This is a genomic window from Isoptericola aurantiacus (assembly GCF_044769875.1).
GTDB classification, from domain to species: domain Bacteria; phylum Actinomycetota; class Actinomycetes; order Actinomycetales; family Cellulomonadaceae; genus Isoptericola; species Isoptericola aurantiacus.
This window is the reverse complement of record NZ_JBJBAE010000001.1, coordinates 752,587-774,845: the sequence shown is the minus strand read 5'-3', so window position 1 is coordinate 774,845 and position 22,259 is coordinate 752,587. Positions and strand designations below refer to the sequence as shown.

26 protein-coding genes are annotated in these 22,259 nt (G+C 73.7%); 9 read left to right on the top strand and 17 right to left on the bottom strand.

Annotated features, from left to right (window positions below):
- Positions 1-85 precede the first annotated feature (85 nt).
- Entirely contained in the window at positions 86-757 is a 672-nt protein-coding gene (locus tag ACIQLL_RS03505) for a hypothetical protein (RefSeq protein WP_402463313.1), read from the bottom strand.
- A 189-nt stretch (positions 758-946) separates the two neighbouring features.
- Between ACIQLL_RS03505 and ACIQLL_RS03500 the strand changes: the two genes are divergently transcribed.
- The 3 genes from ACIQLL_RS03500 to ACIQLL_RS03490 all read left to right on the top strand — a co-directional run bounded on the left by ACIQLL_RS03500 (position 947) and on the right by ACIQLL_RS03490 (position 3,453).
- Positions 947-1,414, top strand: coding sequence for a hypothetical protein (locus ACIQLL_RS03500; protein WP_402463310.1), 468 nt, complete (start codon positions 947-949; stop codon positions 1,412-1,414).
- A 61-nt stretch (positions 1,415-1,475) separates the two neighbouring features.
- On the top strand, positions 1,476-2,396 hold the full coding sequence (locus ACIQLL_RS03495; protein ID WP_402463307.1) for an alpha/beta fold hydrolase: 921 nt from the start codon (positions 1,476-1,478) through the stop codon (positions 2,394-2,396).
- A 97-nt stretch (positions 2,397-2,493) separates the two neighbouring features.
- A complete protein-coding gene (locus ACIQLL_RS03490) occupies positions 2,494-3,453 on the top strand; it encodes a ribokinase (RefSeq protein WP_402463304.1) in 960 nt (319 codons plus the stop codon).
- Between the two features lie 13 nt (positions 3,454-3,466).
- On the opposite strand, the gene ACIQLL_RS03485 is transcribed toward ACIQLL_RS03490, so the two are convergent.
- Both ACIQLL_RS03485 and ACIQLL_RS03480 read right to left on the bottom strand, forming a co-directional pair.
- Positions 3,467-4,159 (bottom strand): PepSY domain-containing protein, encoded by a 693-nt coding sequence (locus ACIQLL_RS03485; RefSeq protein WP_402463301.1) that lies wholly within the window; start codon positions 4,157-4,159, stop codon positions 3,467-3,469.
- Positions 4,160-4,283: 124 nt separating this feature from the next.
- Positions 4,284-5,666: an NAD(P)-binding protein gene (locus tag ACIQLL_RS03480; RefSeq protein ID WP_402463299.1), complete on the bottom strand. Its 1,383-nt coding sequence runs from the start codon at positions 5,664-5,666 to the stop codon at positions 4,284-4,286.
- Positions 5,667-5,834: 168 nt separating this feature from the next.
- On the opposite strand from ACIQLL_RS03480, the gene ACIQLL_RS03475 reads away from it, so the two are divergent.
- The 3 genes from ACIQLL_RS03475 (at position 5,835) to ACIQLL_RS03465 (ending at position 7,681) form a co-directional block, all read left to right on the top strand.
- The gene (locus ACIQLL_RS03475; RefSeq protein ID WP_402463296.1) at positions 5,835-6,308 is read left to right on the top strand and encodes a hypothetical protein; all 474 of its coding nucleotides are present in this window, start codon (positions 5,835-5,837) and stop codon (positions 6,306-6,308) included.
- A gap of 70 nt (positions 6,309-6,378) precedes the next feature.
- The gene (locus ACIQLL_RS03470) at positions 6,379-7,137 is read left to right on the top strand and encodes a MerR family transcriptional regulator (RefSeq protein ID WP_402463294.1); all 759 of its coding nucleotides are present in this window, start codon (positions 6,379-6,381) and stop codon (positions 7,135-7,137) included.
- A gap of 103 nt (positions 7,138-7,240) precedes the next feature.
- On the top strand, positions 7,241-7,681 hold the full coding sequence (locus tag ACIQLL_RS03465) for a hypothetical protein (RefSeq protein ID WP_402463292.1): 441 nt from the start codon (positions 7,241-7,243) through the stop codon (positions 7,679-7,681).
- Here ACIQLL_RS03465 and ACIQLL_RS03460 read toward each other — a convergent pair.
- The 8 genes from ACIQLL_RS03460 to ACIQLL_RS03425 form a co-directional block, all read right to left on the bottom strand.
- On the bottom strand, positions 7,664-8,089 hold the full coding sequence (locus ACIQLL_RS03460; protein ID WP_402463289.1) for a HepT-like ribonuclease domain-containing protein: 426 nt from the start codon (positions 8,087-8,089) through the stop codon (positions 7,664-7,666). The genes ACIQLL_RS03465 and ACIQLL_RS03460 overlap by 18 nt on opposite strands.
- Complete coding sequence (locus ACIQLL_RS03455) at positions 8,086-8,565, bottom strand: helix-turn-helix domain-containing protein (RefSeq protein ID WP_402463286.1); 480 nt, start codon at positions 8,563-8,565, stop codon at positions 8,086-8,088. Before ACIQLL_RS03455 ends, ACIQLL_RS03460 begins: the two co-directional genes overlap by 4 nt.
- Before the next feature lie 25 nt (positions 8,566-8,590).
- Entirely contained in the window at positions 8,591-9,397 is an 807-nt protein-coding gene (locus ACIQLL_RS03450) for an alpha/beta fold hydrolase (RefSeq protein WP_402463283.1), read from the bottom strand.
- Positions 9,394-10,296: a hypothetical protein gene (locus tag ACIQLL_RS03445; protein ID WP_402463280.1), complete on the bottom strand. Its 903-nt coding sequence runs from the start codon at positions 10,294-10,296 to the stop codon at positions 9,394-9,396. Before ACIQLL_RS03445 ends, ACIQLL_RS03450 begins: the two co-directional genes overlap by 4 nt.
- Entirely contained in the window at positions 10,293-11,198 is a 906-nt protein-coding gene (locus tag ACIQLL_RS03440; RefSeq protein ID WP_402463277.1) for an FAD-dependent oxidoreductase, read from the bottom strand. The genes ACIQLL_RS03445 and ACIQLL_RS03440 overlap by 4 nt, the downstream gene beginning before the upstream one ends.
- Positions 11,199-11,431: 233 nt before the next feature.
- Positions 11,432-12,226, bottom strand: a complete 795-nt coding sequence (locus tag ACIQLL_RS03435) for an amino acid ABC transporter ATP-binding protein (protein ID WP_402463274.1) — start codon at positions 12,224-12,226, stop codon at positions 11,432-11,434.
- Positions 12,219-12,872, bottom strand: a complete 654-nt coding sequence (locus ACIQLL_RS03430) for an amino acid ABC transporter permease (protein WP_402463271.1) — start codon at positions 12,870-12,872, stop codon at positions 12,219-12,221. The genes ACIQLL_RS03435 and ACIQLL_RS03430 overlap by 8 nt, the downstream gene beginning before the upstream one ends.
- Positions 12,872-13,687: an amino acid ABC transporter substrate-binding protein gene (locus ACIQLL_RS03425; RefSeq protein WP_402463268.1), complete on the bottom strand. Its 816-nt coding sequence runs from the start codon at positions 13,685-13,687 to the stop codon at positions 12,872-12,874. The genes ACIQLL_RS03430 and ACIQLL_RS03425 overlap by 1 nt, the downstream gene beginning before the upstream one ends.
- Before the next feature lie 200 nt (positions 13,688-13,887).
- On the opposite strand from ACIQLL_RS03425, the gene ACIQLL_RS03420 reads away from it, so the two are divergent.
- Positions 13,888-14,370, top strand: coding sequence for a heme-degrading domain-containing protein (locus ACIQLL_RS03420; RefSeq protein WP_402463265.1), 483 nt, complete (start codon positions 13,888-13,890; stop codon positions 14,368-14,370).
- 32 nt (positions 14,371-14,402) lie between these two features.
- The gene (locus tag ACIQLL_RS03415) at positions 14,403-15,944 is read left to right on the top strand and encodes an amidohydrolase (RefSeq protein WP_402463263.1); all 1,542 of its coding nucleotides are present in this window, start codon (positions 14,403-14,405) and stop codon (positions 15,942-15,944) included.
- Positions 15,945-16,019: 75 nt separating this feature from the next.
- Here the strand turns inward: ACIQLL_RS03415 and ACIQLL_RS03410 are convergent, their stop codons facing one another.
- A complete protein-coding gene (locus tag ACIQLL_RS03410) occupies positions 16,020-17,291 on the bottom strand; it encodes an ATP-binding protein (RefSeq protein ID WP_402463260.1) in 1,272 nt (423 codons plus the stop codon).
- A 134-nt stretch (positions 17,292-17,425) separates the two neighbouring features.
- Here ACIQLL_RS03410 and ACIQLL_RS03405 point away from each other — a divergent pair, with 134 nt between their 5' ends.
- Positions 17,426-17,776: a TraR/DksA family transcriptional regulator gene (locus tag ACIQLL_RS03405; protein ID WP_402463257.1), complete on the top strand. Its 351-nt coding sequence runs from the start codon at positions 17,426-17,428 to the stop codon at positions 17,774-17,776.
- 248 nt (positions 17,777-18,024) lie between these two features.
- Here ACIQLL_RS03405 and ACIQLL_RS03400 read toward each other — a convergent pair whose 3' ends face one another.
- From ACIQLL_RS03400 to phnD, 5 genes are read right to left on the bottom strand one after another with little or no spacing between them, the layout of a single operon-like run.
- A complete protein-coding gene (locus ACIQLL_RS03400; RefSeq protein ID WP_402463254.1) occupies positions 18,025-18,684 on the bottom strand; it encodes a TetR/AcrR family transcriptional regulator in 660 nt (219 codons plus the stop codon).
- On the bottom strand, positions 18,681-19,514 hold the full coding sequence (locus tag ACIQLL_RS03395; protein WP_402463251.1) for a tyrosine-protein phosphatase: 834 nt from the start codon (positions 19,512-19,514) through the stop codon (positions 18,681-18,683). The genes ACIQLL_RS03400 and ACIQLL_RS03395 overlap by 4 nt, the downstream gene beginning before the upstream one ends.
- A complete protein-coding gene (gene phnE / locus ACIQLL_RS03390) occupies positions 19,511-20,368 on the bottom strand; it encodes a phosphonate ABC transporter, permease protein PhnE (protein ID WP_402463248.1) in 858 nt (285 codons plus the stop codon). The genes ACIQLL_RS03395 and phnE overlap by 4 nt, the downstream gene beginning before the upstream one ends.
- The gene (locus tag ACIQLL_RS03385; RefSeq protein WP_402463245.1) at positions 20,355-21,203 is read right to left on the bottom strand and encodes a phosphonate ABC transporter ATP-binding protein; all 849 of its coding nucleotides are present in this window, start codon (positions 21,201-21,203) and stop codon (positions 20,355-20,357) included. Before ACIQLL_RS03385 ends, phnE begins: the two co-directional genes overlap by 14 nt.
- The gene (phnD, locus tag ACIQLL_RS03380) at positions 21,203-22,129 is read right to left on the bottom strand and encodes a phosphate/phosphite/phosphonate ABC transporter substrate-binding protein (RefSeq protein WP_402463242.1); all 927 of its coding nucleotides are present in this window, start codon (positions 22,127-22,129) and stop codon (positions 21,203-21,205) included. The genes ACIQLL_RS03385 and phnD overlap by 1 nt, the downstream gene beginning before the upstream one ends.
- Between the last annotated feature and the right edge of the window lie 130 nt (positions 22,130-22,259).

The following is a 22,259-nucleotide window of genomic DNA, read 5'->3' as shown; positions in this document are numbered from 1 at the left end:
CGGACGCTAACGACCGGGAGCGGGCCGCCGCCGCGGCCGTCCACAGCCCTGTGGACGGCCGCGTCCGGCCTGGTCGCGCGGCCCCTCAGTCCCACCACAGCCGGTACCACGGCCCGTCGTCGCGCACCGCCCCGGGCTCCTGCCCGGGGACGTGCCACGCCACCGCCCCGGGCCACCAGCGCGTCACCTCGTGGGGCGCCACCCGGGCGTCGTCCACCCCCAGGGCGGCCACGTACCGCTCCAGCTCGTCGCACTGGCAGCCCGGTCCGTGGTGCTCGCCGACGACGATCTCGTGGTCGGTGCGGACGAGCACCCCCTCGACGGTGATCCGCTCGTCGCACCGTCCCGGCCCGACGACGTAGCCGTGCGCCCGCAGGCGGTCCGGGTGCGCGACGACGGCACGCAGGACCGCCCCGATGCTCGGTCCGTCGTTCTGTCGTTCGGTCTCCAGGTACTCGGCGGACAGCCGCTCCAGGAGCCCGACCGCGACGGGAGCGTCCAGCGTGGTGAAGCGGTAGAAGGACGCCGAGCCCCAGGTGTCCGGCTCCACCACCCGTTCGACGACCTCGTCGAGGCCGGCACGCAGCAGCCAGCCGTGCTGCCCTGGACACCAGTGGTGGCCTTCCGGATCGGCCGTGGCGAGCCGCTCCTCGGCCAGCCAGGCGGTCCGCAGATCCACGAGCTCGGGGTGGGTGAAGCGACGCCGCGCTGGTGTCACGGGGAGGTCGGGGTCGGGTCGGGCGGTCGGTGCGGGCACGGGGGCCTCCTGATCGTCGGTGGGTGCCGGTGGCCGGCGGACCGCGGCCACCGTCGCGCGAACCGGACCACCGCCGTCGGACATCACGGCGCGCCTGTGGACGAACCGGACCGGTGGACGGCCCTGCGCCGTTGCGCCGCGGGAGAACGGGCGTGACAAGTGGGCGACGACGGCGCATGCTCGGACGTGATGTCTGAGACCACGCGACCCGCTCCGCGCACCTATCCGCAGACCCCGTCCGGCGAGCCGGTGAGCGACGAGCTCCTGGTGGTGCACCTCAAGGGCCGTGACACCGAGTTCTTCCGCCGCCCCGAGCTGGAGCGGCACGAGGTGAGCGACGGTGTGCTGTCGGTGACCCTCGCTCCCTCCGGGGACGTGCCGCGGCGCACCCGCCACTTCCCGCTCACCGAGATCGCTGAATACGTCCTGGAGGACCCCAGCCCGGCCTTCGAGCAGGCGTTCGACGCCTGGACCCGGCACGAGTTCGGCGTCGACTCCGAGACCTACCGCTCGATGCGGGACACCTCGCAGGACGTCGCGATGGCCGAGAAGATGCGCCGCCAGATCGCCGAGGGCCTCGGCGTCGACCCGGACTCGGTGCACTTCGGCGGGTCGTTCACCATCGAGGAGCCCGACGACTGGGACGACGACGAGTAGCCGGTAGCGCCGGCGGTCCGCCCGCGCGATGAGTTCGCCCGCGCCCCGGCGTCTACCCGGCATGAACGCGACGAACCCCGCCGCCACCGCGGCCACGACCACCCGCACCCTGAAGGTGCCCGGCGCCGTGCTGACCTACGACGTCCACCGCCCCGACGCCGCGGGCGGCCACACCCCGCTGTTCGTGGTGGGCAACCCGATGGAGGCGGCGGGTTTCGCGCAGCTCGTCGCGCAGCTCGCCGACCGGACGGTGATCACGTACGACCCGCGCGGCACCGACCGGTCCGTGCTGCACGACGACGGCGGGACCACCGTGGCGCACCACGCCGCGGACCTGCACGCGATCGCCGAGGACGCCGCCGCTCACCACGACCTCTTGGGGCCGGTGGACGTCCTCGGGTCCTCGGGCGGCGGCGTCACCGCGCTCGCCTGGGCCGCCGCCCACCCCGCCGACGTGCGCTGCCTGGTCTCGCACGAGCCGCCGCTGACGTCCCTGCTGGCGGACCGCGACGTCGCGGTGCGGGCCCAGGCCGACATCGTGGCCACCTACCAGCGTTCCGGGTTCGGCCCCGCGATGGCGAAGTTCCTCCAGCTCGTCTTCGCCACCGAGCCGCTGACCGAGGAGTACCTGCAGCGTCCCGACCCCGACCCGGCCCGGCTCGGACTGCCGGTCGAGGACGACGGCCGGCGCGACGACCTCATGCTCGGCCGGTCCCTGGCGTCGATGCCCCTGTGGGAACCGCCCCTGGACACGCTGCGCGACCTGATCGGCGGCGGCGCCCTGCGCGTCCTGCCGGCCCTCGGCGCCGCCTCCCCGCCCGGCGCCCTCGCGTCGCGCGGCGCGGTGGCGCTCGCCACGGCCCTGGGGACGCGGCCCGTCGTGTTCCCCGGCGACCACGGCGGGTTCGCGCGCTCCGAGTGGTCCCCGGACAACGACCCGGCGGCGTTCGCGGCCCGCCTGCGCGAGGTCCTGGCCTGCTGAGCCGAGGTCGGCAGTGCGCCCCGATGCGCCACCGGACCCGCCGATGCGCGATCATGGGGACCCGCACCCGTGCCGTCCCCGTGGAGGTTCCCGAGACATGACGTCGATCGTGGTCGTCGGCTCCGTCAACGCCGACCTCGTCGCTCGTGTCCCCGCCCAGCCGGAGCCGGGGGAGACGGTGCTCGCCGACTCCATGACCGTGCTGGCCGGCGGCAAGGGCGCGAACCAGGCGGTCGTGGCCGCTCGGCTCGGGGGTGACGTGGCCCTGGTGGGAGCCATCGGGTCCGACGCGTTCGCCGCCGCCGCGCTGCCCGGCCTGCGGGCGGCCGGCGTGGACCTGTCCGCCGTCGCGACCGTCCCCGGGCCCACGGGCGTCGCGCTCATCTCGGTGGACGACGACGGCGAGAACACGATCGTGGTGGTCCCCGGCGCCAACGCCGCCGTCGACGCCGACGCCGTGGAGCGCCACCGCGACCTGGTCGCGGGAGCGGACGTCGTGGTCGTGCAGGGCGAGATCCCCGTGCCCGGCTCCACGGCGGCCGCGCGGGCGGCGCGCGGCCGGGTGCTGCTCAACCTGGCCCCCGTCGTCCCCGTCCCGGCGGACGTGCTGGCGCTCGCCGACCCGCTCGTGGTCAACGGTGGCGAGGCCGAGCGGTTGCTGGCCGAGGCGGACCGGCCCGTGTCCGACTCGCCGCTCGCCGTCGCCCTGGAGCTGCAGGCCCTCGGTCCGCGCTCCGTCGTGCTGACGCTCGGCGCGGCCGGCGCCGTCGTCCTTGAGCCCGGGCACGACGGCGGTGCCCCGGCCGGGGGCACCACGTCGGGTCCGGGCGTCCTCGGCCAGCCCGTCGTCGTGCCGACGCCGCACGTCGAGGCCGTGGACACCACGGGCGCAGGGGACGCGTTCGTCGGTGCGCTGGCCTACCGGATCGCGGTCGGGGACTCGCTCGTGGACGCCGCCCGCGTCGCCGTGCGGGTCGGCGCGTTCTCGGTGGCGACGCCGGGCGCCCAGCCGTCCTTCCCCACGGCGCAGGACGAGCTGCCCGCGCTGCGCGCCTGAGCCAGGGGCGCCGTCAGTCCTCGGTGACCTCGCCCGAGCCCGCGTCGACCCGGTACTCCTGCGTCGCGTCCCCGGACCCGGGCAGGACCGTGACCGCCCACGCCGCCCCGCCGTCCTCGGTCTCGAGCTCGACGCCGGCCACGGACCCGCCGGCCTCCGCCAGGACCCGCTGGACGGCCTCGATCATCTGGACCTTCGCCCCGTCGACGGCGTCGGTGTCCGCGGCGTCCAGGTCACCGTCCGAGGTGCCCTCGACGGACGTCCCGTCCGCGGCGACCGTCACCTCGACCGTCGCGCCGTCGACGGCGACATCCACCGTCCAGGTGCCGCCGTCCTCCGACTCGAGGGCGTAGGCGGACCCGCCGGCCTCCGACTCGGAGATCGCGATGGCCGAGAAGCCCGCGGTGGTGCGTTCGTCCAGGGCCGGGCCACCTTCCGTGCCGTCGTCGGACGCCTCGTCGTCCGACCCGCCGTCGTCGGATCCGCCCTCCGCGGCGTCCCCGGACTCCCCGTCCCCGGAACCCGTGTCCTCGTCGCCCGACCCGGACGGTGAGTCGCTCGCGTCCGCAGCCGGGTCCTGCGACGCGGAGGTGCTCGAGCCGTCGGACGACTCCTCGGGAGCGTCGCCGGTGCAGCCGGTGAGGAGGAGCGCGACGGTCAGGGCCAGGGCGGGTGCGCCGGAACGGCGGGAGAGGCGTGCGGTCATGGCCCGATTGTGGCGGCCCGGCGCCGCGATGTACATGCGGGTCCCGGGGGGCGTGTCGAGGCGCTCCGCGCCGCCCGGCGCCGCGGTCCGCCGCCGGCCGCCCGGTCAGTCGCGGTCCGCCCGGTCAGCCCGGCGCCGCGGCGAGCCGGGTGAGTCCGCGCACCCCCGCGTCGGTCACCGAGCGCAGGCGGCCGACCGCCTCCTGCACCTCCGGCCGCTCCCGGTCCTGCGGCGTGACCCGGCTCGGGTTCAACGACGTCGTGTGCGACCAGCGGGCGACGTCGGGGTCGGCCATGAACGCCCTGCCCGCCCGGGCGCCCTCGGCCTGGGCACCGACCCAGTCCCGCGGCGTCGAGAACAGGGGGGTGGCCGGGCACAGCGCGTTCTTCGCCGCGTCCGGGACGTCGGCGCGCGTGGCCTCCACGAATCCGGTCAGCGCCGCCCCGAAGCACGGGAACCCGGCCCGTACGGGCTGCAGCACCATCCGGCCCGGCGACCAGATCGGCACGGCAGGACGCATCCGCAGCCCTGCGGCCGCGCAGTGCACGACGACGGCGTCCTGCGGCACGCGCACGTCTCCGCCGTCGAGGACGAGCCGGCCCGGCAGGGCGCGCCGCAGGTGCCCGGCGCGCACCACGTCGGTCACGGTGCGCAGCAGGTCCAGCTCCCAGCGTCCGAGCGTCGGCACCCGCGCCATCGTCGGCGTGACGGCGGGGTCCAGGCGCAGCATCACGCCGTCGTCCTCGAGCCGGTGGAAGAACGCGTCCACCGTCCGCGCCGAGGCGGCCGACTCCATGAGGGCCGCCGCCATCGACAGGAACACCGCCGGGTCGGGCTGCACGGTGGCGCGGTCCAGCATCCACGGGTCCCGTGGCCGCACCCACGTGATGGCCTCCGGATCGGTGCCGCGGCTCAGCAACCACACGATCGCGTCGGTGGCCGTCTTGCCGGACCCGACGATCACGAACGCGTCGGCGTCCGCCACGGCGGGCAACCCACCCACCGGGACGCACGCGACGCCGTCGGCCACGTCGAAGGGCGGCGGCGTCAGGGCGGGGATCTCGGGGGACAGGTAGCGGGCGTCCACCACCCGGCGCCGCGCCCGCACCTGCCGCGTGCCGCCGCCGTCGAGCGCGACCACCGTGCCGCCGTCGTCCACCTCGTGACCGCCGAGGAACGTGACCCGCCCGCTCGCCTCGAACCGCTCGCGCAGCACCCGGTCGTAGTAGGCGCACACCTCGGGGCCGGTGGCGCGCTCGTGCAGGCCGGCCTCGGGCCCGGAGGCCTGGATCGCGCCTCCGAGGGGTGTGGACGCCACGCCGTAGAACGGCGAGGCCTGGTGCAGCCGGACGAACGGGTAGGCGTCGACCCAGTGGCCGCCGACGGCGGTGCGGCGGTCCACGAGGGTGACGTGCGCGTCGCTGTGGTCCAGCAGGGCGTCGGTGAAGGCCATCCCGGACGCGCCCGCGCCGATCACGAGGTAGTCGGTGTCCAGGGGAGCGGCCATGGCACCATCATCGCCCCGGGTCCACCCGCGCGGATCCCGCCACCTGGAGTTCACCCGGGAGACCCTCGACCGTCACCTCCCGGACGGGTCGTCGCCACCGGCGTCCGGGACGATCCCAGGACTCCCGTCCCCCACGGGCGGTGGCCGACGTCGTGCCGGAGGTGGTCCGTGTCCTCGGTCTGGATCGAGAAGCGCAAGCCGTGCGGCAGCGTGCGGCGACGGTGGGCCGCCCGGCCCCTGGGCCACGACGTGTGGGGCGACTGGTTCGCGCTGCCGGACGACGGCGGGGTGCTGCTGATGCCCGTCGCCGACCCGTGGGTCGCAGGGTTCCGCGCCGACGGCTCGGTCCGCGTCGACGTCGCCACGGACGTGCTGGTCGCCGCGCCGGTCAGCTCGTTCGTGGACCTCGACCTCGACGTGGAGCGCGACGCCCGCGGCGTCGTCAGGCTCCTCGACCGCGAGGACTTCGTGCGGCGAGCCCCCGCGTATCCCCGGCCCTGGGTGGACCTCGCGTGGGAGGCGTGGGGCGACGTCGAGCGCGACCTGACCTGCCGCGTCGAACCCTTCGGGACGGCGTCGGACCTGTGGCTGCGCCGCGTCGCTCCGGTCGGCCTCCCGGACGTGGTCCCGGCCACCGCCTGAGCCGACCGGGCGGACCTGACCTCGCGTCGGCCTTGCGCTTGACGCGACGTCAACCCCTACCGTCGATGTCATGACCCGTTCCATCGTCGACGTCGCCCGCCTCGCGGGTGTCACGAGCCGCACCCTGCGGCACTACGACCAGATCGGCCTCCTCCCGCCGTCGGACACCGGCAGCGGCGGGCTGCGCCGGTACGACGACGCCGCGGTGCGCCGGCTGCAGCGCATCCTGCTGCTCCGTGACCTCGGCATGCCGCTGGACGAGATCGCCCGTGTGCTCGACGCCCAGACCGACGAGGCCGCCGCGCTGCGCCGGCACCTCGAGGTGCTGCGTGCCGAGCGAGGACGGCTCGACCGGCTGCTGGCCTCGGTGGAACGCACGCTGACCGCACTGACCGAAGGGAAACAGATCATGGCCGAGGAGATGCTCGACGGGTTCGACCACACCCGGTACGAGGACGAGGTCACCGAGCGCTGGGGCGCCGAAGCCTACGCGCGCGGCGACGTCTGGTGGCGCGGGCTCGGCGCCGAGGGGCAGGCCGACTGGAAGGCCCGCACCTCCGCGCTGAGCCGGGCCTGGGCGGAGGCCGCCGGGCGCGGCGTGGACCCGACGTCGGACGAGGCCCAGGCGCTGGCGGCGCGGCACGCCGAGTGGCTCGGGTCGATCCCCGGGACGCCCGGGTCCGACGTCGGCCGTCCACCTCGGGAGTACGTCGTCGGGCTGGCGGAGATGTACGTCGCCGACGAACGGTTCGCCGCGAACTACGGCGGCGTCGAGGGTGCGACGTTCGTGCGCGACGCGCTGACGGCCTACGCCGAGCGCGAGCTGTAGCGGCGTCGCGAACCTCGATCGGCACCCCCGGTCTCGGTCGGCACTCCCGAGGTGCCGACCGAGACCGCGGGTGCCGATCGAACGACGTGTGAGACTGGCCGGGATGAACGACGACTGGGCCCGGCAGCGCACCGAGGCCGCCCACGAGCACGCCGCCCGGCTGGCCGCCCGGCAGGACGCCGAGCACCGGCAGGCCGAGGAGCTGCTCGCGCGGTTCGTCGAGGCGGCCGGCGCCGCGGACCTGCCGGCCGAGGCGTTGCAGGTCAAGGGCTACGGAGGCCGCGGGACCGCCCGGACTCCGCTGCACGGCTGGTATCTCCGGGCGGACCGCACGGCGGCGGTGTCCACCGACGGCGACTTCTTCGTCCTCACCGCGCCGCTGAGTCTGCTCGACCGGGTCCGCGGGGTGCGCCCCGCGGTGAAGCGTCCGCCGCTGGTGCTCGGTGCCGGGGGCAAGGACGGGGACTCGATCGACCTGGTCGACGCCCTGGAGCGGTTGCTGCCCGGCTGGGACGCTCTGCAGGGTTCAGCCGGGGATTCCTAGTAGTCGCACGAGCGCCGGGATCTCCACGGTGAGGACGTCCCAGACGATCTCGTCGTCGATGCCGTCATAGACGTGGGTGGCCCGGTTGCGCATGCCTGCGATCTCCCGCCACGGCACGTCGGGGTGGGCGTCGCGATACGTCTGCGGCAGTCTCTCGTTGAGGATCGTCGAGACCTCGACGATCAGCATCCGTGCGCTTCGGCGGGTCTGTCGTCCTGCCGTGCCCTCGGCGAGGAAGGCTTCCCTGCCCATGGACGCGGTGAACGCGGCGTCCTCGGCCCGTTCGGCGAGGTCGTGCAGGTAGCGGTCGGTGCGTCGTTGCTCGGCGTCCGTGCCGGCGTCAGCAGCGACCGGTGCAGCGGCGTGCTCGAACCGTCCGCGGCGTTCCCGAGGATCGGTGTCGTTCACAGCGGAACCGCCTCGCGCCGGGCTTGATCAAGGGTGCGGGAGGAGACGCGGGGTGAGTCGTCGGCGACGTCCACAGGAAACGTCAGGAGCGCTTCGAGCTCGTCCAGCAGCTCACTCAGGGCCAGGTAGCCGAACGGGTGCCGCAGCTCCGCGATGAGGTCGACGTCCGACGTCTTGGTGTCCTCGCCGCGGGCGATCGAGCCGAAGACCCGCGGCGACTGGTGGCCACGCCGCGTGAAGGCGCCGACGACGTCGGCCCGGCGCCGTTCGAGAGCGTAGGACGGGTACATCGCGAGTGCCTCGTCGAGGCGTGCTCGCACGGACGCACCGGCCGGACGCTTGCCCGACTCGATCGCGGACACGTGTGGTTGCGGGACCCCGGAATCCCGGGCGAGGTCGCGCTGGGACATCCCGAGCAGGGTGCGCCGGGCGCGCACCCATGCCCCGTAGTCCTCGCGCAGTTCTCGGTGTGCCACGCCACTACGATACCTCTGCGTGGTATCACCTGATGCGTCGTGGTCCCAGAGAGTCGCGGAGGACGGCGATCCAGTCCTCGAACGCGTCCAGGTGCGCGTCGTGCGAGCCCCGGGGAAGATCGATCCGGACGACGTCGCGACCGCGTGCGACGAACTCGGCCCGCTGCGCCTCGCCGAACATCCCGTGGGCGGCGTAGACCACGACGGCCGGGACCTGCAGGTTCTCCCACTCGTGCCACCGGGGCGTGGCTACGGTCGCGATCGTCGCGACCAGGACGTCCGGGTCGAAGCGCGGGTTCAGGCCGTCCGGCGTCTCCTCGAGATCGGCCACCCAGGCCGTCGCGAGCGGGGAGTCGCCGAGGAACTGCGCTGCCGCCTCCCGGTCGGGGAACGGCACCGGCCAGGACGTGAAGAACTCGCCGAGCCGGCGGTGCTCCTGCGGCGTCCCGCTGCCGGCGTCGCACTCGAGCAGCACCAGTCGCTCCACCAGGTCGGGACGCGCCGCGGCGACGAGCATCGCCGTGTGGGCGCCCATCGACTGGCCCACCAGGACCGCCGGGCCGCGGTCCAGCGTCTCCAGCAGCGCGACGACGTCCCCGACGAAGGCCTCGCGTGAGGTGTCGGCGGGGCGCCGCGTGCTGTGGCCGTGGCCACGCTGGTCGACGAGCACCACCCGGTGACCGCCCAGCGCCTCGGCCGTCGGCAGGAGCTCGGTGCTGCTGCCCGCCAGCCCGTGCAGTACGACCACGGGGGAGCCGGCGCCGCCGGAGTCGAGGTAGCTGATCGTCGTGCCGTCCGCCACGGTGACTTCGTGGCGCGCGAACGTCCTCACGGTCGCAGCGCCTCGTCGAGCAGCCGCCCGACCTCGACGACGGCGGCGTAGCCCGCGGGCACGCCGTCGAGCACCGTCGCCGCGGCGTGGTGTCCGGGGACCGGGTTGTCCACGTGCGCGTTCTCGATGGTCAGCGGCCCCGGCAGCGGGAACCCGTCGGCGTCGAGGTCCCGCAGCGTCAGCAGATCGCGAGGATCGCGCAGCGCTACCCAGCGCTGCACGGGCGCCGGCCAGGTCAACGGGGCGATCGCCTCGACCGCGTCGCGGACCGCCGTGATCGCCAGCGGCGAGCCGAGCGTGGCCAGCAGGGGGACGTCGTCGGCGCCCGGGTTCGCGGACCGCAGCACGTCGTAGGCGATCACCGATCCCAACGAGTGCGCGACGACGACGGCCGGTCCGTCGCCGCGGAACCCCGCGGCCACGCCGGCGTCGAGCGCGGCCCGAGCCTCGGCGTCGTGCAGGTAGACGTACACGTCCCGCACGAACAGCAGCAGCACCGCGCTGCTGAGCCCGGGCACGAACCGGTCGATCGCGGCCAGCGCGGCGGCGAGCGCCGCCCACAACGACCCGCCGCCGAGTGCCGCGGGCGCGACGGCGGGCGGTGCGGTCTGCGCTCCGGCGCCGCCGAGCACCTCGCGTGCCACACCGAGCGCGAACCGCCCGGCGTCCTCGGTCATCCCGGGCAGGCCGTGCGTGGTGATCGGCGGCGGATCGACCCCGCCGACGACGGCGTCGAGCGCGTCGCCGTAGAACACGAACGTGGCGTCGTCGTCGCCGAGCCGGCGTGCCGACCCGGCGGCGGCCAGCCCGGCGTTCAAGGCGTCGAGCCAGCGCGCCTCGGCCGCCTCGGGGTCGCGTCCGCCGGCGTCCCGGCCGTGCAGCAGGACCAGGTTCGTCATGCGGCACCCACCAGGTCGGCCACCTCGTCGGCGCAGCCCCAGCTCAGCGTGAGGCCCGCGCCGCCGTGCCCGTAGCAGTGCACCACGCCGCCGTCCCGCTCGACGCGCACGGCCGGACGTGCCGGCCGCAGCCCGACGGCGTGCCGCAGCACCCGCGCGTCGCGCACCGCGGGGACGAGCCGGGCGGCGCGGTCGAGGATGTCCGACGCCGTGGCCGGCGACGGCTCGCGCGACCAGGCGCCGTCGTCGTCGGTGCCGCCGACCACCACCTCACCCAGCCGGGGCACCACGTAGGTCGGCCCGGCCGCGTCGAGCCACCAGCGGTCCAGCCCCCACTGCTCCAGCACCACGACCTGCCCGCGGACCGGGTGCACGGTGTGGTCGCCGACCAGGTCCCGCGACCCGAGGCCCGTCGTGTTGACCACGACGCCGGCGGGCAACGCGGCCAGGTCGCGCTGGGTGATGGTGCCGCCCGACGCGGCGACACGCTCGGTCAGCCAGGCCAGGTAGACGGGCATGTCGACCACCGGCGCCGTGAAGGTCCAGCCGTCGGTGTACGACGGCGGCACGTCGGCCGTGCGCGTCAGCTCACCGACGGCGTCGCGCCACCACGGGTCGGTCGGTCGCTCCGTGAAGACCTCGGTGCCGGCACGCATCCGGACTCCGATGCCGGGATCCGTCGCGGCGAGTTCCGCGAAGACCTCGAACGAGCGGGCCGACCAGGCGGTGACCCGGTCCTGCGGGAACGCGAGGTACGGATACCAGAGGGCGGCCGAGACCGCCGAGGTGGTGTCTTGCGGCAGGTCGCGGGCGAGGATCTCGACCCGGTGCCCGGCCTCGAGGAGCCGGACCGCGCAGGTCAGACCCATGACCCCGGCCCCGACCACCGTCACGTCCGCCATGCGCGCGAGTCTGCCAGAAGCTCTCTGGTGGTGGATTCGCAGCGTCCCGGTGTTGGATCCGCCCCCACCCTGCGCTGCACCTCCGCCTCAGTCGAGTTGTCGTCGACCGAGGCTGCGGTTCCGCTGCGGGCGGGTGCCTTGCTCGGTGTCTTCGGTCGCGATCCTCCTGCGCTCGCACGCTCGCTCCGGAGGATCGCTCGGGTGCGGCTCCCACCCTGCGCTGCACCTCCGCCTCAGTCGAGCGGGTGCAGGATCCGGTGCAGGAACTCCCGGGTCCGGGCCTCGCGCGGCGCGGAGAACATCTGCGACGGCGCCCCGCGCTCGGCCACCACGCCACCGTCGAGGAACAGCACCTCGTCGGCCACGGCGCGGGCGAACTCGAGCTCGTGGGTCACCACGACCATCGTCCAGCCCTCCTCGGCGAGCTCCTTCATCACGCCCAGCACCTCGCCGACGAGCTCCGGGTCGAGAGACGACGTGGGCTCGTCGAAGAGCAGCAGGTCGGGCTGCAGGGCGAGCGCCCGCACGATCCCGACACGCTGCTGCTGCCCGCCGGACAGCTCGCGGGGGTAGGCGTCGCGCTTGTCGGCGAGCCCCACCCGGTCCAGCAGGGCCAGCGCCCGGGACTCGGCCTCGGCGCGCGGCACGCCCCGGGTCTGCACCGGTCCCTCGACGACGTTCTGCAGCACGGTCAGGTGCGGGAACAGGTGGTGGTGCTGGAACACCATCGCGGACCGGTCGCGCAGCGACTCCCGCTCGGCCAGGGCGCGCCGTCCCGCGCGGCCCCACGCACGCCGCGGGCCGCCGTCGAACGTGACGGACGGGCCGCCGTCGAACGCGACCGTGCCGGCGTCGGGCGTGGCCAGGCCGTTCAGCGAGCGCAGCAGGGTGGTCTTGCCGGACCCGGAGGGGCCGATGAGCGCGACGACCTCGCCGCGGCGCACCGACAGGTCGACGCCGCGCAGCACGTGGTTGTCGCCGAAGGACAGGTGGATCCCGGTGGCGGACAGCAGCGGGGCCTCAGACATACTGCTCCAGCTTCCTCTCGAGGCGGGACTGTCCGAACGACAGCACCGTACAGAAGATCCAGTACACGAGCGCCGCCTCGGTGTAGATCAGCAGGAAGTCGTTGGTGAACGCGGCGATCTCCTGGGCCTCGCGGAACAGCTCGGTGACCAGGATCAGCGAGGCGAGCGAGGTGTCCTTGACCAGGGAGATGAACGTGTTGGACAGCGGCGGCACGGACACGCGGGCGGCCTGCGGCAGGATGATGCGTCGCAGCGTCCGACGGCGGGACATCCCGACGACGTACCCGGCCTCCCACTGGCCCGTGGGCACCGAGAGGATCGCGGCGCGGATCACCTCGGCGGCGTACCCGCCGACGTTGAGCGAGAACGCGACGACGGCGCTCGGCCACGGGTCGATGGTGAGCCCGATCGACGGCAGCCCGTAGAAGATGACGAAGAGCTGCACGAGCAGGGGCGTGCCGCGGATCGCCGAGACGTACGCCCGGCCCACCCAGGCGAGCACCGGGTGGGCCGAGAGGCGCAGCATCGCGACGCCGAGGGCGAGGACGAGCCCGATCGCGAACGAGGAGAGCGCGAGCGGGATCGTTCCGGTGAGCCCCCCGCGGACGAGGGGCCAGAACGAGTCGGCGAAGAGCTGAAGATCCATCAGCTCGTGACGTCGGCCCCGAAGTACTTCTCGGACAGCTCGGCGAGCGTGCCGTCCTCACGCAGGGTGTCCAGCGCGCCGTCGATCGCCTCGGCCAGCGCCGCCCGCTCGGGGGTGACGACGAACCCCATCTCGGAGGTCTCCTCGGTCTCGGCGGCGATCTCGATCGGCGCGTCCGGGTGCTCGGCCTGGTAGTCGAGCACGGTCAGCGTGTCGTTGATCGTGGCGTCGACGCGGCCGGTGCCGAGCAGCTCGACGGACTGGGCCCAGCCCTCGACGGCCTCGATCTGCGCGCCGGACTCCTCGGCGAGCGTGCGCCAGTTGCTGGTCAGCGACTGCGCGGCGGTCTTGCCGTCCAGGTCGGCGAAGCTCGTGATCGAGGTGTCGCCCTCGGGCACGACGACGGCGCCGCGGGAGACGGTGTACGGCTGGGAGAACTCGTAGTCCTCGAGGCGCTCCGGAGTCATGGACACCTGGTTGGCGATGGTGTCGAAGCGGCCGGCGTCCAGCCCGGCGAAGATGGCGTCCCACTGGGTCTCGGCGAACTCGATCTCCAGACCGAGCTCGTCGGCGACGGCCTCGGCGACCTCCACGTCGTACCCGACCAGCTCGCCCGTGGAGTCGTGGAAGGTGAACGGCCGATAGGTGCCCTCGGTGGCGACGGTCAGGGTGCCGTCGCTGACCAGGTTCAGGTCTCCGGAACCGTCGGCGGAGGTGGCGTCGCTCGTGCCGTCGTCGGACGTGCCGCACGCCGCGAGCGCCAGTGCGGTCAGGGTGGCCGTGGCGATGGTGAGCAGGGCGCGGTGGCGTCGCATGCGGGATCTCCTGTGTGGTGCGCGTGCCCGACGGCGGTGTGTGCCGCAGGCGTGGACGACCCGGCTGGACGTATCGGCCAGATCGATCGGTCGCATCGATGGTCACGATGCTCAGGGGCGGCAACGGAAACGGTCGACGGCGGTATTCCCGCTGTGAGCGACGACACCCGTCCGCGGCCGCGGCGTGCCAGGCTGTCCCCATGACACCTGAGGACGCCGCCGCACTGGTCGCCGAGATCGAGGAGCAGGAGCGTGCGCTCGTGCTGCCCCGCTTCACCCACGACGACGCCTGGCGTCTCGGCTGCCTGCTCGTCGAGCTCGCGACCGAGCGGGAGCTGCCCGTCACGATCGACGTGCGCAAGGCGAGCCAGCAGGTGTTCCACGCCGCCCGGGAGGGCACGACGTCGGACAACGACTCCTGGGTGGAGCGCAAGGTGCGGGTCGTGTACCGCTTCGGGGCGTCCTCGTACCTGGTGGGCCTGCGGGCGGCCGCGAGGGGTCGCGACTTCAACGACGCGCACCAGCTGCCCCTGCAGGAGTACGCCGCCCACGGCGGCGCGTTCCCGATCCGGGTCGCCGGCGTGGGGATCGTCGGTGCCGCCGTCGTCTCGGGGCTCGCGCAGGGCGACGACCACGCCCTCGTCGTCGAGGCGCTGCGCGCGTTCGCGGGGCAGAACGTCTGACCGCCCGTGGCCCCACCGATTACGGTGTGGTCGTGACCGTCCTGCACCTCGCGAACGCCCGCCTGGCCGGGCGCCCCGACCGTCCGGTCGACGTGCTGCTCGATGCCGGCCGGGTGGCGGCCGTGGGACCCGCCGGCGCGGCCCTGGACGCCGCAGCCACGCCGTCGGGCGCCCTCGAACGGGTCGACCTGGACGGCCGCACCCTGATCCCCGGGCTGTGGGACGCGCACACCCACCTCACGCAGTGGGCGATGGTGCGCCGCCGCCTCGACGTCTCGGCGGCCACCAGCCCGGCGCACGCCGCCGCCCTGGTCGGTGCCGCGCTCATGGACCCTGCCCGCCACCCGGCGCCCGGACGCCCGTTCGTCGGGTTCGGCTTCCGCTGGGCCACCTGGGACGACGAACCCACCTCCGACGTGCTGGACGCCGTCGCCGGCGAGATCCCGGTCATCCTGCTCTCCGGGGACCTGCACTCCGCCTGGGCCTCCACCGCCGGCCTGCGCTACCTGGGGATCCAGTACCACCCCAGCGGGCTGCTGCGCGAGGAGGAGTGGATGCCTGCCTCGCCCGCGATCGTCACCGCCACCGACGCCGAGACCGACGAGCTCGTCGCCGACGCCGCCGGAGCCGCGGCCGCCCGGGGCGTGGTCGGCGTCGTCGACTTCGAGGTCGCCGACAACCTCACCTCCTGGCGCCGCCGCGCCGCTGCCGGCTGGGACGGCCTGCGGGTGCGCGCCGCCGTGTGGGAGCAGCACCTGGACGCCGTGATCGACGCCGGACTGCGGCACGGCGACGCGCTCGCCGGGCACGACCCGGCCCTCGTCACCCAGGGCCCGCTCAAGGTCATCTCGGACGGCTCCCTCAACACGCTCACCGCGTTCTGCTTCGACGACTACGTCGGCTTCCACGGGCCCGACGCGCACGGCATCCTCAACGTCGCCACCGACCAGCTCGTGCCGCTGATGTCCCGCGCGCACGAGGTCGGGCTGCGGTGCGCCATCCACGCCATCGGCGACCACGCCAACGCCCTCGCCCTCGACGCCTTCGCCGCGTCCGGCGCCCGCGGCTCCATGGAGCACGCCCAGATGCTGCACGCCGCCGACGTCGCCCGGTTCGCCGCGCTCGGCATCACCGCCAGCGTGCAGCCCGAGCACGCCATGGACGACCGCGACGCCTCCGACGAGCTGTGGGCGGGCCGCACCGACCGGGCCTTCCGTCTCGCCGACCTGCACGCCGCCGGGGTGCCGCTCGCTCTCGGGTCCGACGCGCCCGTCGCGCCGCTCGACCCCTGGTTCGCCATCGCCTCGGCCGTCACCCGGTGCCGCGACGGCCGCGACCCGTGGCACCCCGAGCAGCGCATCGACGTCGCGACGGCGCTCGCGGCCTCCACCGACGGACGGGGCACGCAGGTGCGGCCGGGTGGGCCCGCGGACCTGGCGGTGCTCGACGTCGACCCGCTGTCGCTGTCCGACGACGGCACCCCGGCCGGGGCGGCGACGCTCGCCGAGGCGCTGCGCGACCTGCCGGTGGCCGGGACGCTCGTGGCCGGCCGGTGGACGCACCGGGAGCTCTGAGCGGCGTCGTCAGTAGTCGACGAGCCGTTCGAAGCACATGACGTCGAACTCGGCGCACGCACGCCGGGAACGGTGTCACGGACCGAGCAGCGCCAGCGGGACGACGGCAACCCCGTCCTTGCGCCGATAGGCGAACTCGCCGGTCGTGATCAGGACACGGTCGGCCAGGCGGACTCCCAGCTTGTCGTGCAGCCAGTTGAGGTGGCGAACGTCCTTGTCAGAGACGGTCTCGCTCAACTTGACCTCGATCGCGACGACGCGGCGGTCCTCGCCTTCGACGATCAGGTCGATCTCGCGTTCCGTGTCCCTCGTCCGGAGGTGTCCGACTCGTGCGAAGGCAGCCTCGGCGTAGACCCGCACGCTCTGTGCGGCGAGAGACTCGAACAGGGCGCCGAGCCACGTTCCGGTTGCTCCGGCGACCCGGTTGCCGTCGCCCCGCAGCAGGCCCTGCTTGCCCACGCCGACCAGCCGAGCTGCCAGCGCAGGATCGACGAGGTGGTGCTTGGGTGCGTGGGTGAGGCGCTTGAGCGGATTGAAGACCGGGACCCATGCCTCGATCGGATCGAGGACGAAGATCCGCGACAGGTGGTCCCGGTAGCCGTCCACCGTCGCGCGGGCGGGCTTGTTCACGTGCTCCGCCGTCGCGGCGGTGAGGATCTTCGTGTATGCGGCGTCGGTCGAGGTGGCTGATCCGTAGGCCGCCAACCAGCTTCGCACCGTCTCGGGGCGGCGGACGACCGCGCCGTTCTCCGGCAGTTCCTTGTTGACGATCCGGGTGAGGTAGCTGTCGAGCTGGACTCTGCGCGCTCGGTCCGGAAGGTCTCGGATGCCAGGGAATCCGGATCTCAGGATCTCGTCGGTGTACGCCGCGAGCCTGACGTCAGACCGTCCCCCGATGGTCGGTCTGCTCCCGGACAGCAGTTTGCTGAGCGAGACGGTCGGCTCGCTCAGCCCACGTTCGGCCATCGAGAGCGGTCGCATCGTGAGGCTGACGATGCGACCGGCGCCCGAATGGATACGGACGCCGGGTGCGACGTCGGCCGAACCTGCCAGGAGGAATCTGCCACCGGTGCGGTCGTCGTCAACCGCTGTGCGTACGCGATCCCAGACTGACGGCTCGAGCTGCCACTCGTCGATCAGTACCGGTGGCTCTACCTGGACGACGTAGTCGAGGTCACCGGCGAGGATCTCACGTTGCCGGGGGACGTTCAGGGACACGACCGTCGTGGCGCGCTGGCTCGCGGTCGCGGTCTTGCCGACCCCCTTGGCGCCCTCCAGCGCGATCGCAGCGAGGTGCGGGAAGAGCTCGTCGAGCGCGTCGTCGACGAGGCGCCGTCGGTAGACCATGATCGTCAATCTAGCAGATCGCCGAGATTCTACTAGGAAGCCTGCCGCGCTTCTACTAGGCAAACTGCCGGGCCGTTATTATGCAGATAGACGAGGGTTCCGTGTCCCAGGGTGTCCCGACAGGAGGATCAGAGGTGTCCGACGACGGTGGTGCCGGTCCGCTGGCCACGCTGCGGGAGCGCTTGGCAGCGGCGGACGAGCGGATCGCCCGGCAGCGCGCCGTCGTCGACGGGATCGTCGACTCGGTACGGGGCGAGAACGTGGACGACGAGCACGATCCCGAAGGGGCGACGCTCGCGTGGGAACGGCAGCAGGCCGGGGCGCTGCTCGCCGAGGCGCAGGCGGAACGCGACGCGGTGCGTGCCGCGCTGGACCGGGTCGACGCCGGCACCTACGGCCGGTGCGAGGCGTGCGGGCGTGCCATCCCGGCTGCGCGGTTGGAGGCTCGGCCGACCGCCACCAGGTGCGTCGAGCACACGGGCTGAGAGAGCGGGTGCTACGGCCCGAGCGGCGCCAGCGGCACGACGGCGACGCCGTCCCTGTGGCAGTAGGCGTACGGTCCCGTCGTGACCACGACACGTTCGAGGACACGGTCGCCGAGCTGATCGTGCAACCAGTTCAGGTCGCGGATCGAACAGATGGCCGCCTCTCTATCTAACAAATAGCGACACTTCTATCTGGCAAGCAGCCGGGTCTCTGCTCGACAGATGGTCGGGGAGGGTTGAGGCTCCCCTCAGGTCCGCGGTGCTGTCGTCCCCCGCGTCATCCCTCGCCAGGCCGTCCGCACCGCTTCCCGGCACCGGTCGACTACCACGGGGTCGGTGAGGGACTCCCCGCGCACCACGTACTGGTAGTAGAAGACGCCGGTGATCAGGTCCATGCTCGCCTCGAGGTCCAGGTTCTCGCGCAGCTCGCCCCGTGCGATGCCCTCGCGCAGCACGGCGACGAGCCCGGACCGGCGTCGGGCCACGTGGGAGCGCCAGTACGCCTGGGCGAGCCGCCGGTCGGACAGGGCCAGGCGCAGCCGCAGGCGGAAGCGCCGTTCCGGGTAGTCCCGGCCGGCCGCCCTCGTGTCGGGGGACAGAGCGGCCAGGAGGTTCGTGAGCAGGTCGCCCTCGAGCGAGATGGTGTACGGCTCGCGCCCCACGTCCAGCGCGGCGGCGACGAGGTCCGTCATCGACGGCCAGCGCCGGTAGATCGCGGCCCGTGACACCCCGCTGACCTCGACGACGCGGGACACGGTGACGTCCTGGCCGCGCTCCAGCAGCTCCACGGCGGCGGCGAGGATCTTCTCGTCGTGCCCGGCGGCCCGGGGACGACCGGGCCGCCGGCCGGTGCCGCGACGCTGCACGGCACCGGCCGGCGGCGCAGGCCGGGTGGTCGTGGTCGTCACGCCGCCCCCGGGCCGACCAGGGCACGCTCGCGCAACCGCGCCACGAGGCCGTCGGTCAGCCCGGCCGCGCGCAGCGGGGTGAGCGGGTCGCCGTGCCGCTCGGCCAGCGCGGCGAGCAGCTCGCGCATCGGCTCGCGGGAGAACCCGGTGCGCAGCGCGGCCCGGGCGGCGTCGTCGAGGTCGAACCCGAACCTCGCCAGCAGCGGACCCATGACCGGCGCGAGCCGCTCCTGGATCGCGCCGGAGCTCTCGCCCGTGCGGGCGTAGTCCGCCACGATCGCCGCCTCGTCCGCGCCGAGGGCGAGCAGCAGGGCGGCGGCGAGGACGCCGGTGCGGTCCTGCCCGGCCGCGCAGTGGAACGCGACCGCCCCGGGGGAGTGGGCGACGACGGCCAGCGCGGTGACGATCTGTGCCGCGGCGCCCTCGAACATCCGCAGGTACATCGCACCGAACCGGGACTGGTCCATCATCTCGGCCGGGTCGAGTGCACCGTCGGTGCCGTCGGCACCGACGGCGGCGTGGCCGATGTCGGCCAGGAACGGCACGTGGTGGTAGGTCACCTCGGATCGCGTGGCGAGCGGGCCGCGGCCGGTGACGGCGACCTCGTCGGCGGAGCGCAGGTCGACGACGGCGCGCAGCCCGCCGGCCACCAGCGCGTCGACGGTGTGCTGGTCCGCGGTGGACAGGTCGTCGGCCCGCAGGGCGACGCCGGTGCGCACCACGCCGCCGTCGACGGCGATCCCGCCGAGGTCGCGCAGATTGACCGGCACGGTCAGGGGGATCCGCGGGGCGGTGGGGGAGTCGGGCAGGGTGGTGTCGAGCGTGGTCACGTGATCTTCCTCCGGATGACGGCGCTGATCTGGTCGATGACCGTGACCAGCACGATGATGCAGATGACGATCGCGGACAGGTGTCCGTAGTCGTACATCTTCATGGCGGTGGTGAGCTCGAGGCCGATGCCGCCCGCGCCTACCATCCCCAGGATGGTGGCGCCGCGGACGTTGCCCTCGAACAGCAGGAGCGTGTAGGACACGAGCAGCGGGCCGGCCTGCGGCAAGATCCCGTACTGCACGATCTGGCGCTTCGAGGCGCCGACGGACTGCATGGCGGTGACGGGGCCGGTGTCGACGGCCTCCATGGCCTCGGCGAACACCTTGCCGATGGATCCGACCGAGCCGATCGTCATGGCGAGGATGCCGGCGAACGGCCCGAGCCCGACGGCGGAGACGAACATGAGGGCGAACACCAGGTCCGGCAGGGACCGGATGACGTTCATGGTCCAGCGGCACGGGTAGTACACCCAGCGCGGGGCGATGTTCGACGCCGCGCCGAACGCCATGAACAGCGAGAGCACAGCTCCCAGGGCGGTGCCGACGATCGCCATCTGCAACGTCTCGACGAGCTGGTCGACGATCACGTCGAGCTTGTCCCAGGACGGCGGGAACATCCGGGCGAGGAACTCGGCCATGTTGGCCGCGCCCTCGCCGAGCTTCGCGACGTCGAACTGGGCGCCGACGGCGGACCAGTACAGGATCGCCAGGGCGACCGGCACGCCCAGCAGGAACCGGGCGCGGGGGACGGTGAACGCCCGCTCGAGCCGGTCCCGCTCCGCCGTTGACAACGGTTCGGCGGCGTGCTCGCGGTGCCCGCCACCGGGGCGCGGGCGGGTGTCAGTGCTGGTCATCGGTCGCCTCCTCGACGCCCTCGTAGACGACGGCGAGCGCCTCGGCGTCCAGGGACGCCGTCGGGGCGGAGACGAGGACCTCGCCGTGGCGCAGCCCGACGACGCGGTCGGAGTGCTCCAGCGCGAGCGGCAGCACGTGCAGGCTCACCAGCACGGGGATGCCGTCCTCGCGCGCGATCTCCTGCAGCAGCTCGAGCACCGAGTGCGACATCCTGGGGTCGAGGGACGCGACCGGTTCGTCGGCGAGGACGACCCGCGGCTGCTGCATCAGCGCGCGGGCGATCGCCACGCGCTGCTGCTGCCCGCCGGAGAGGGTGCGGGCCTGGTCGTTCGCCTTGTGCGCGATGCCGACGCGGTCGAGCAGGGCCATCGCCCGCCGGCGGTGCGCCGAGCCGAACCCGCCCACCCAGTTCAGGGGACCGGCGTCGTGCAGGGCGCCGGTGAGCACGTTGGTGAGCACGGACAGCCGCCCGACCAGGTTGAACTGCTGGAACACCTGCCCGACGTCGGCACGCACGCGCCGCAGCTCGCCCCGGCGCAGCCGGGTCAGGTCGTGACCGGCGACGTCGACGCTGCCCGCGACGACCGGCGCGAAGCCCGTCAGCGCCCGCATGAGGGTCGACTTGCCGGAGCCCGAGGACCCGAGCAGCGCGACCGTCTCGCCGGGGGCGAGGTCGAGGTCGACGCCGTCGAGCACCACCGGTCCGTCGCCGTAGGCGACGCGCAGCCCGCGGACGGTGACGAGGGAGTCGGCCGACGACGCCGCGCTCGCGGTGGTGGCAACGAGCCCCGGAGGCGCGGTGGTCCTGCCGGGTCGGTGGATCGTCGTGGTCATCAGCCCAGGTCCGAGATGTCGACGCCGGCGATCGCGGCGATGTCCACGAACGGCTGGAAGATCTCGTCGTCGGGCTCGAGGATCGGGTCGGTGCCCTGCATCGCCTCGAGCATGGCGCCGAGCTGGTCGGCGTTCTCCTCGGTGAACACGGTCGGCAGCGCGTCGAGCAGCTCGGCGCGCTTGTCGTCCGCGAGCTGCTGGTCGGCGAGCACGGTGACGGCGACGGGCATCGAGTCGCTGACGCCGATGGACCGGGTCTCGCCCTCGTCGAACGGGAACATCGGGTTGTCCTGCCCGGCCATCGTCGGGAAGATCGTCGAGGTGCAGGCCACGTCGACCTGACCCTCCTGCAGCGCCACGAAGCTCATGTCGTGCCCGCCGGAGAACATCGACGTGTAGTCGACGTCCTTCTCCAGACCGGCCGCGTCGAGCATCGCCACGGGCATGAAGTACCCGGAGCTCGACGCCGGGTCGGCGAAGGCCACGACCGTCTCCGGCGTGACGTCCTCCAGGGACTGCAGCGCGGAGTCGTCCATCACCAGGCAGGTGGAGACCGGGTCGTCGTTGCCGGGCCAGGCGACCAGGGAGTCGACCTCGCCGGTGTTCACGGCCAGCGCCGAGGGGAAGCCGCTCATGAAGCCGATGTCGACGTGGTGGTTGCGCAGCGCCTCCACCACGGCCGTGTAGTCGGGGACGTCGACGATCTCGACCTCGCGGCCGGTCTCGGCGGTGACGAGCTCGGCGAACGCGTCGATGGGGTTCTCCGCGCCCGGGTCGTCCCCGAGCGGCGTCGTCGCGAACGTGATCGGCGCGTCGGGATCCGACGCCGCGACGGCGTCGTCGGCCTCGGCGTCGGCCGAGCAGGCGGTCAGGACCAGGGATCCGAGGCCGAGGAGGACGAGGGCGGGCAGGGCGCGGGCGCGCATGGCGGGTCCTTTCGAACGGGTGCCGCGAGGGCGGGACGAGGTATCGCGACTGGCGATGCCGGAATCACACCGCGCCCAGGTGTCCGCGAATTACGAGACCGCCGTACCCCGAACGAAACCCTCGGTGAAC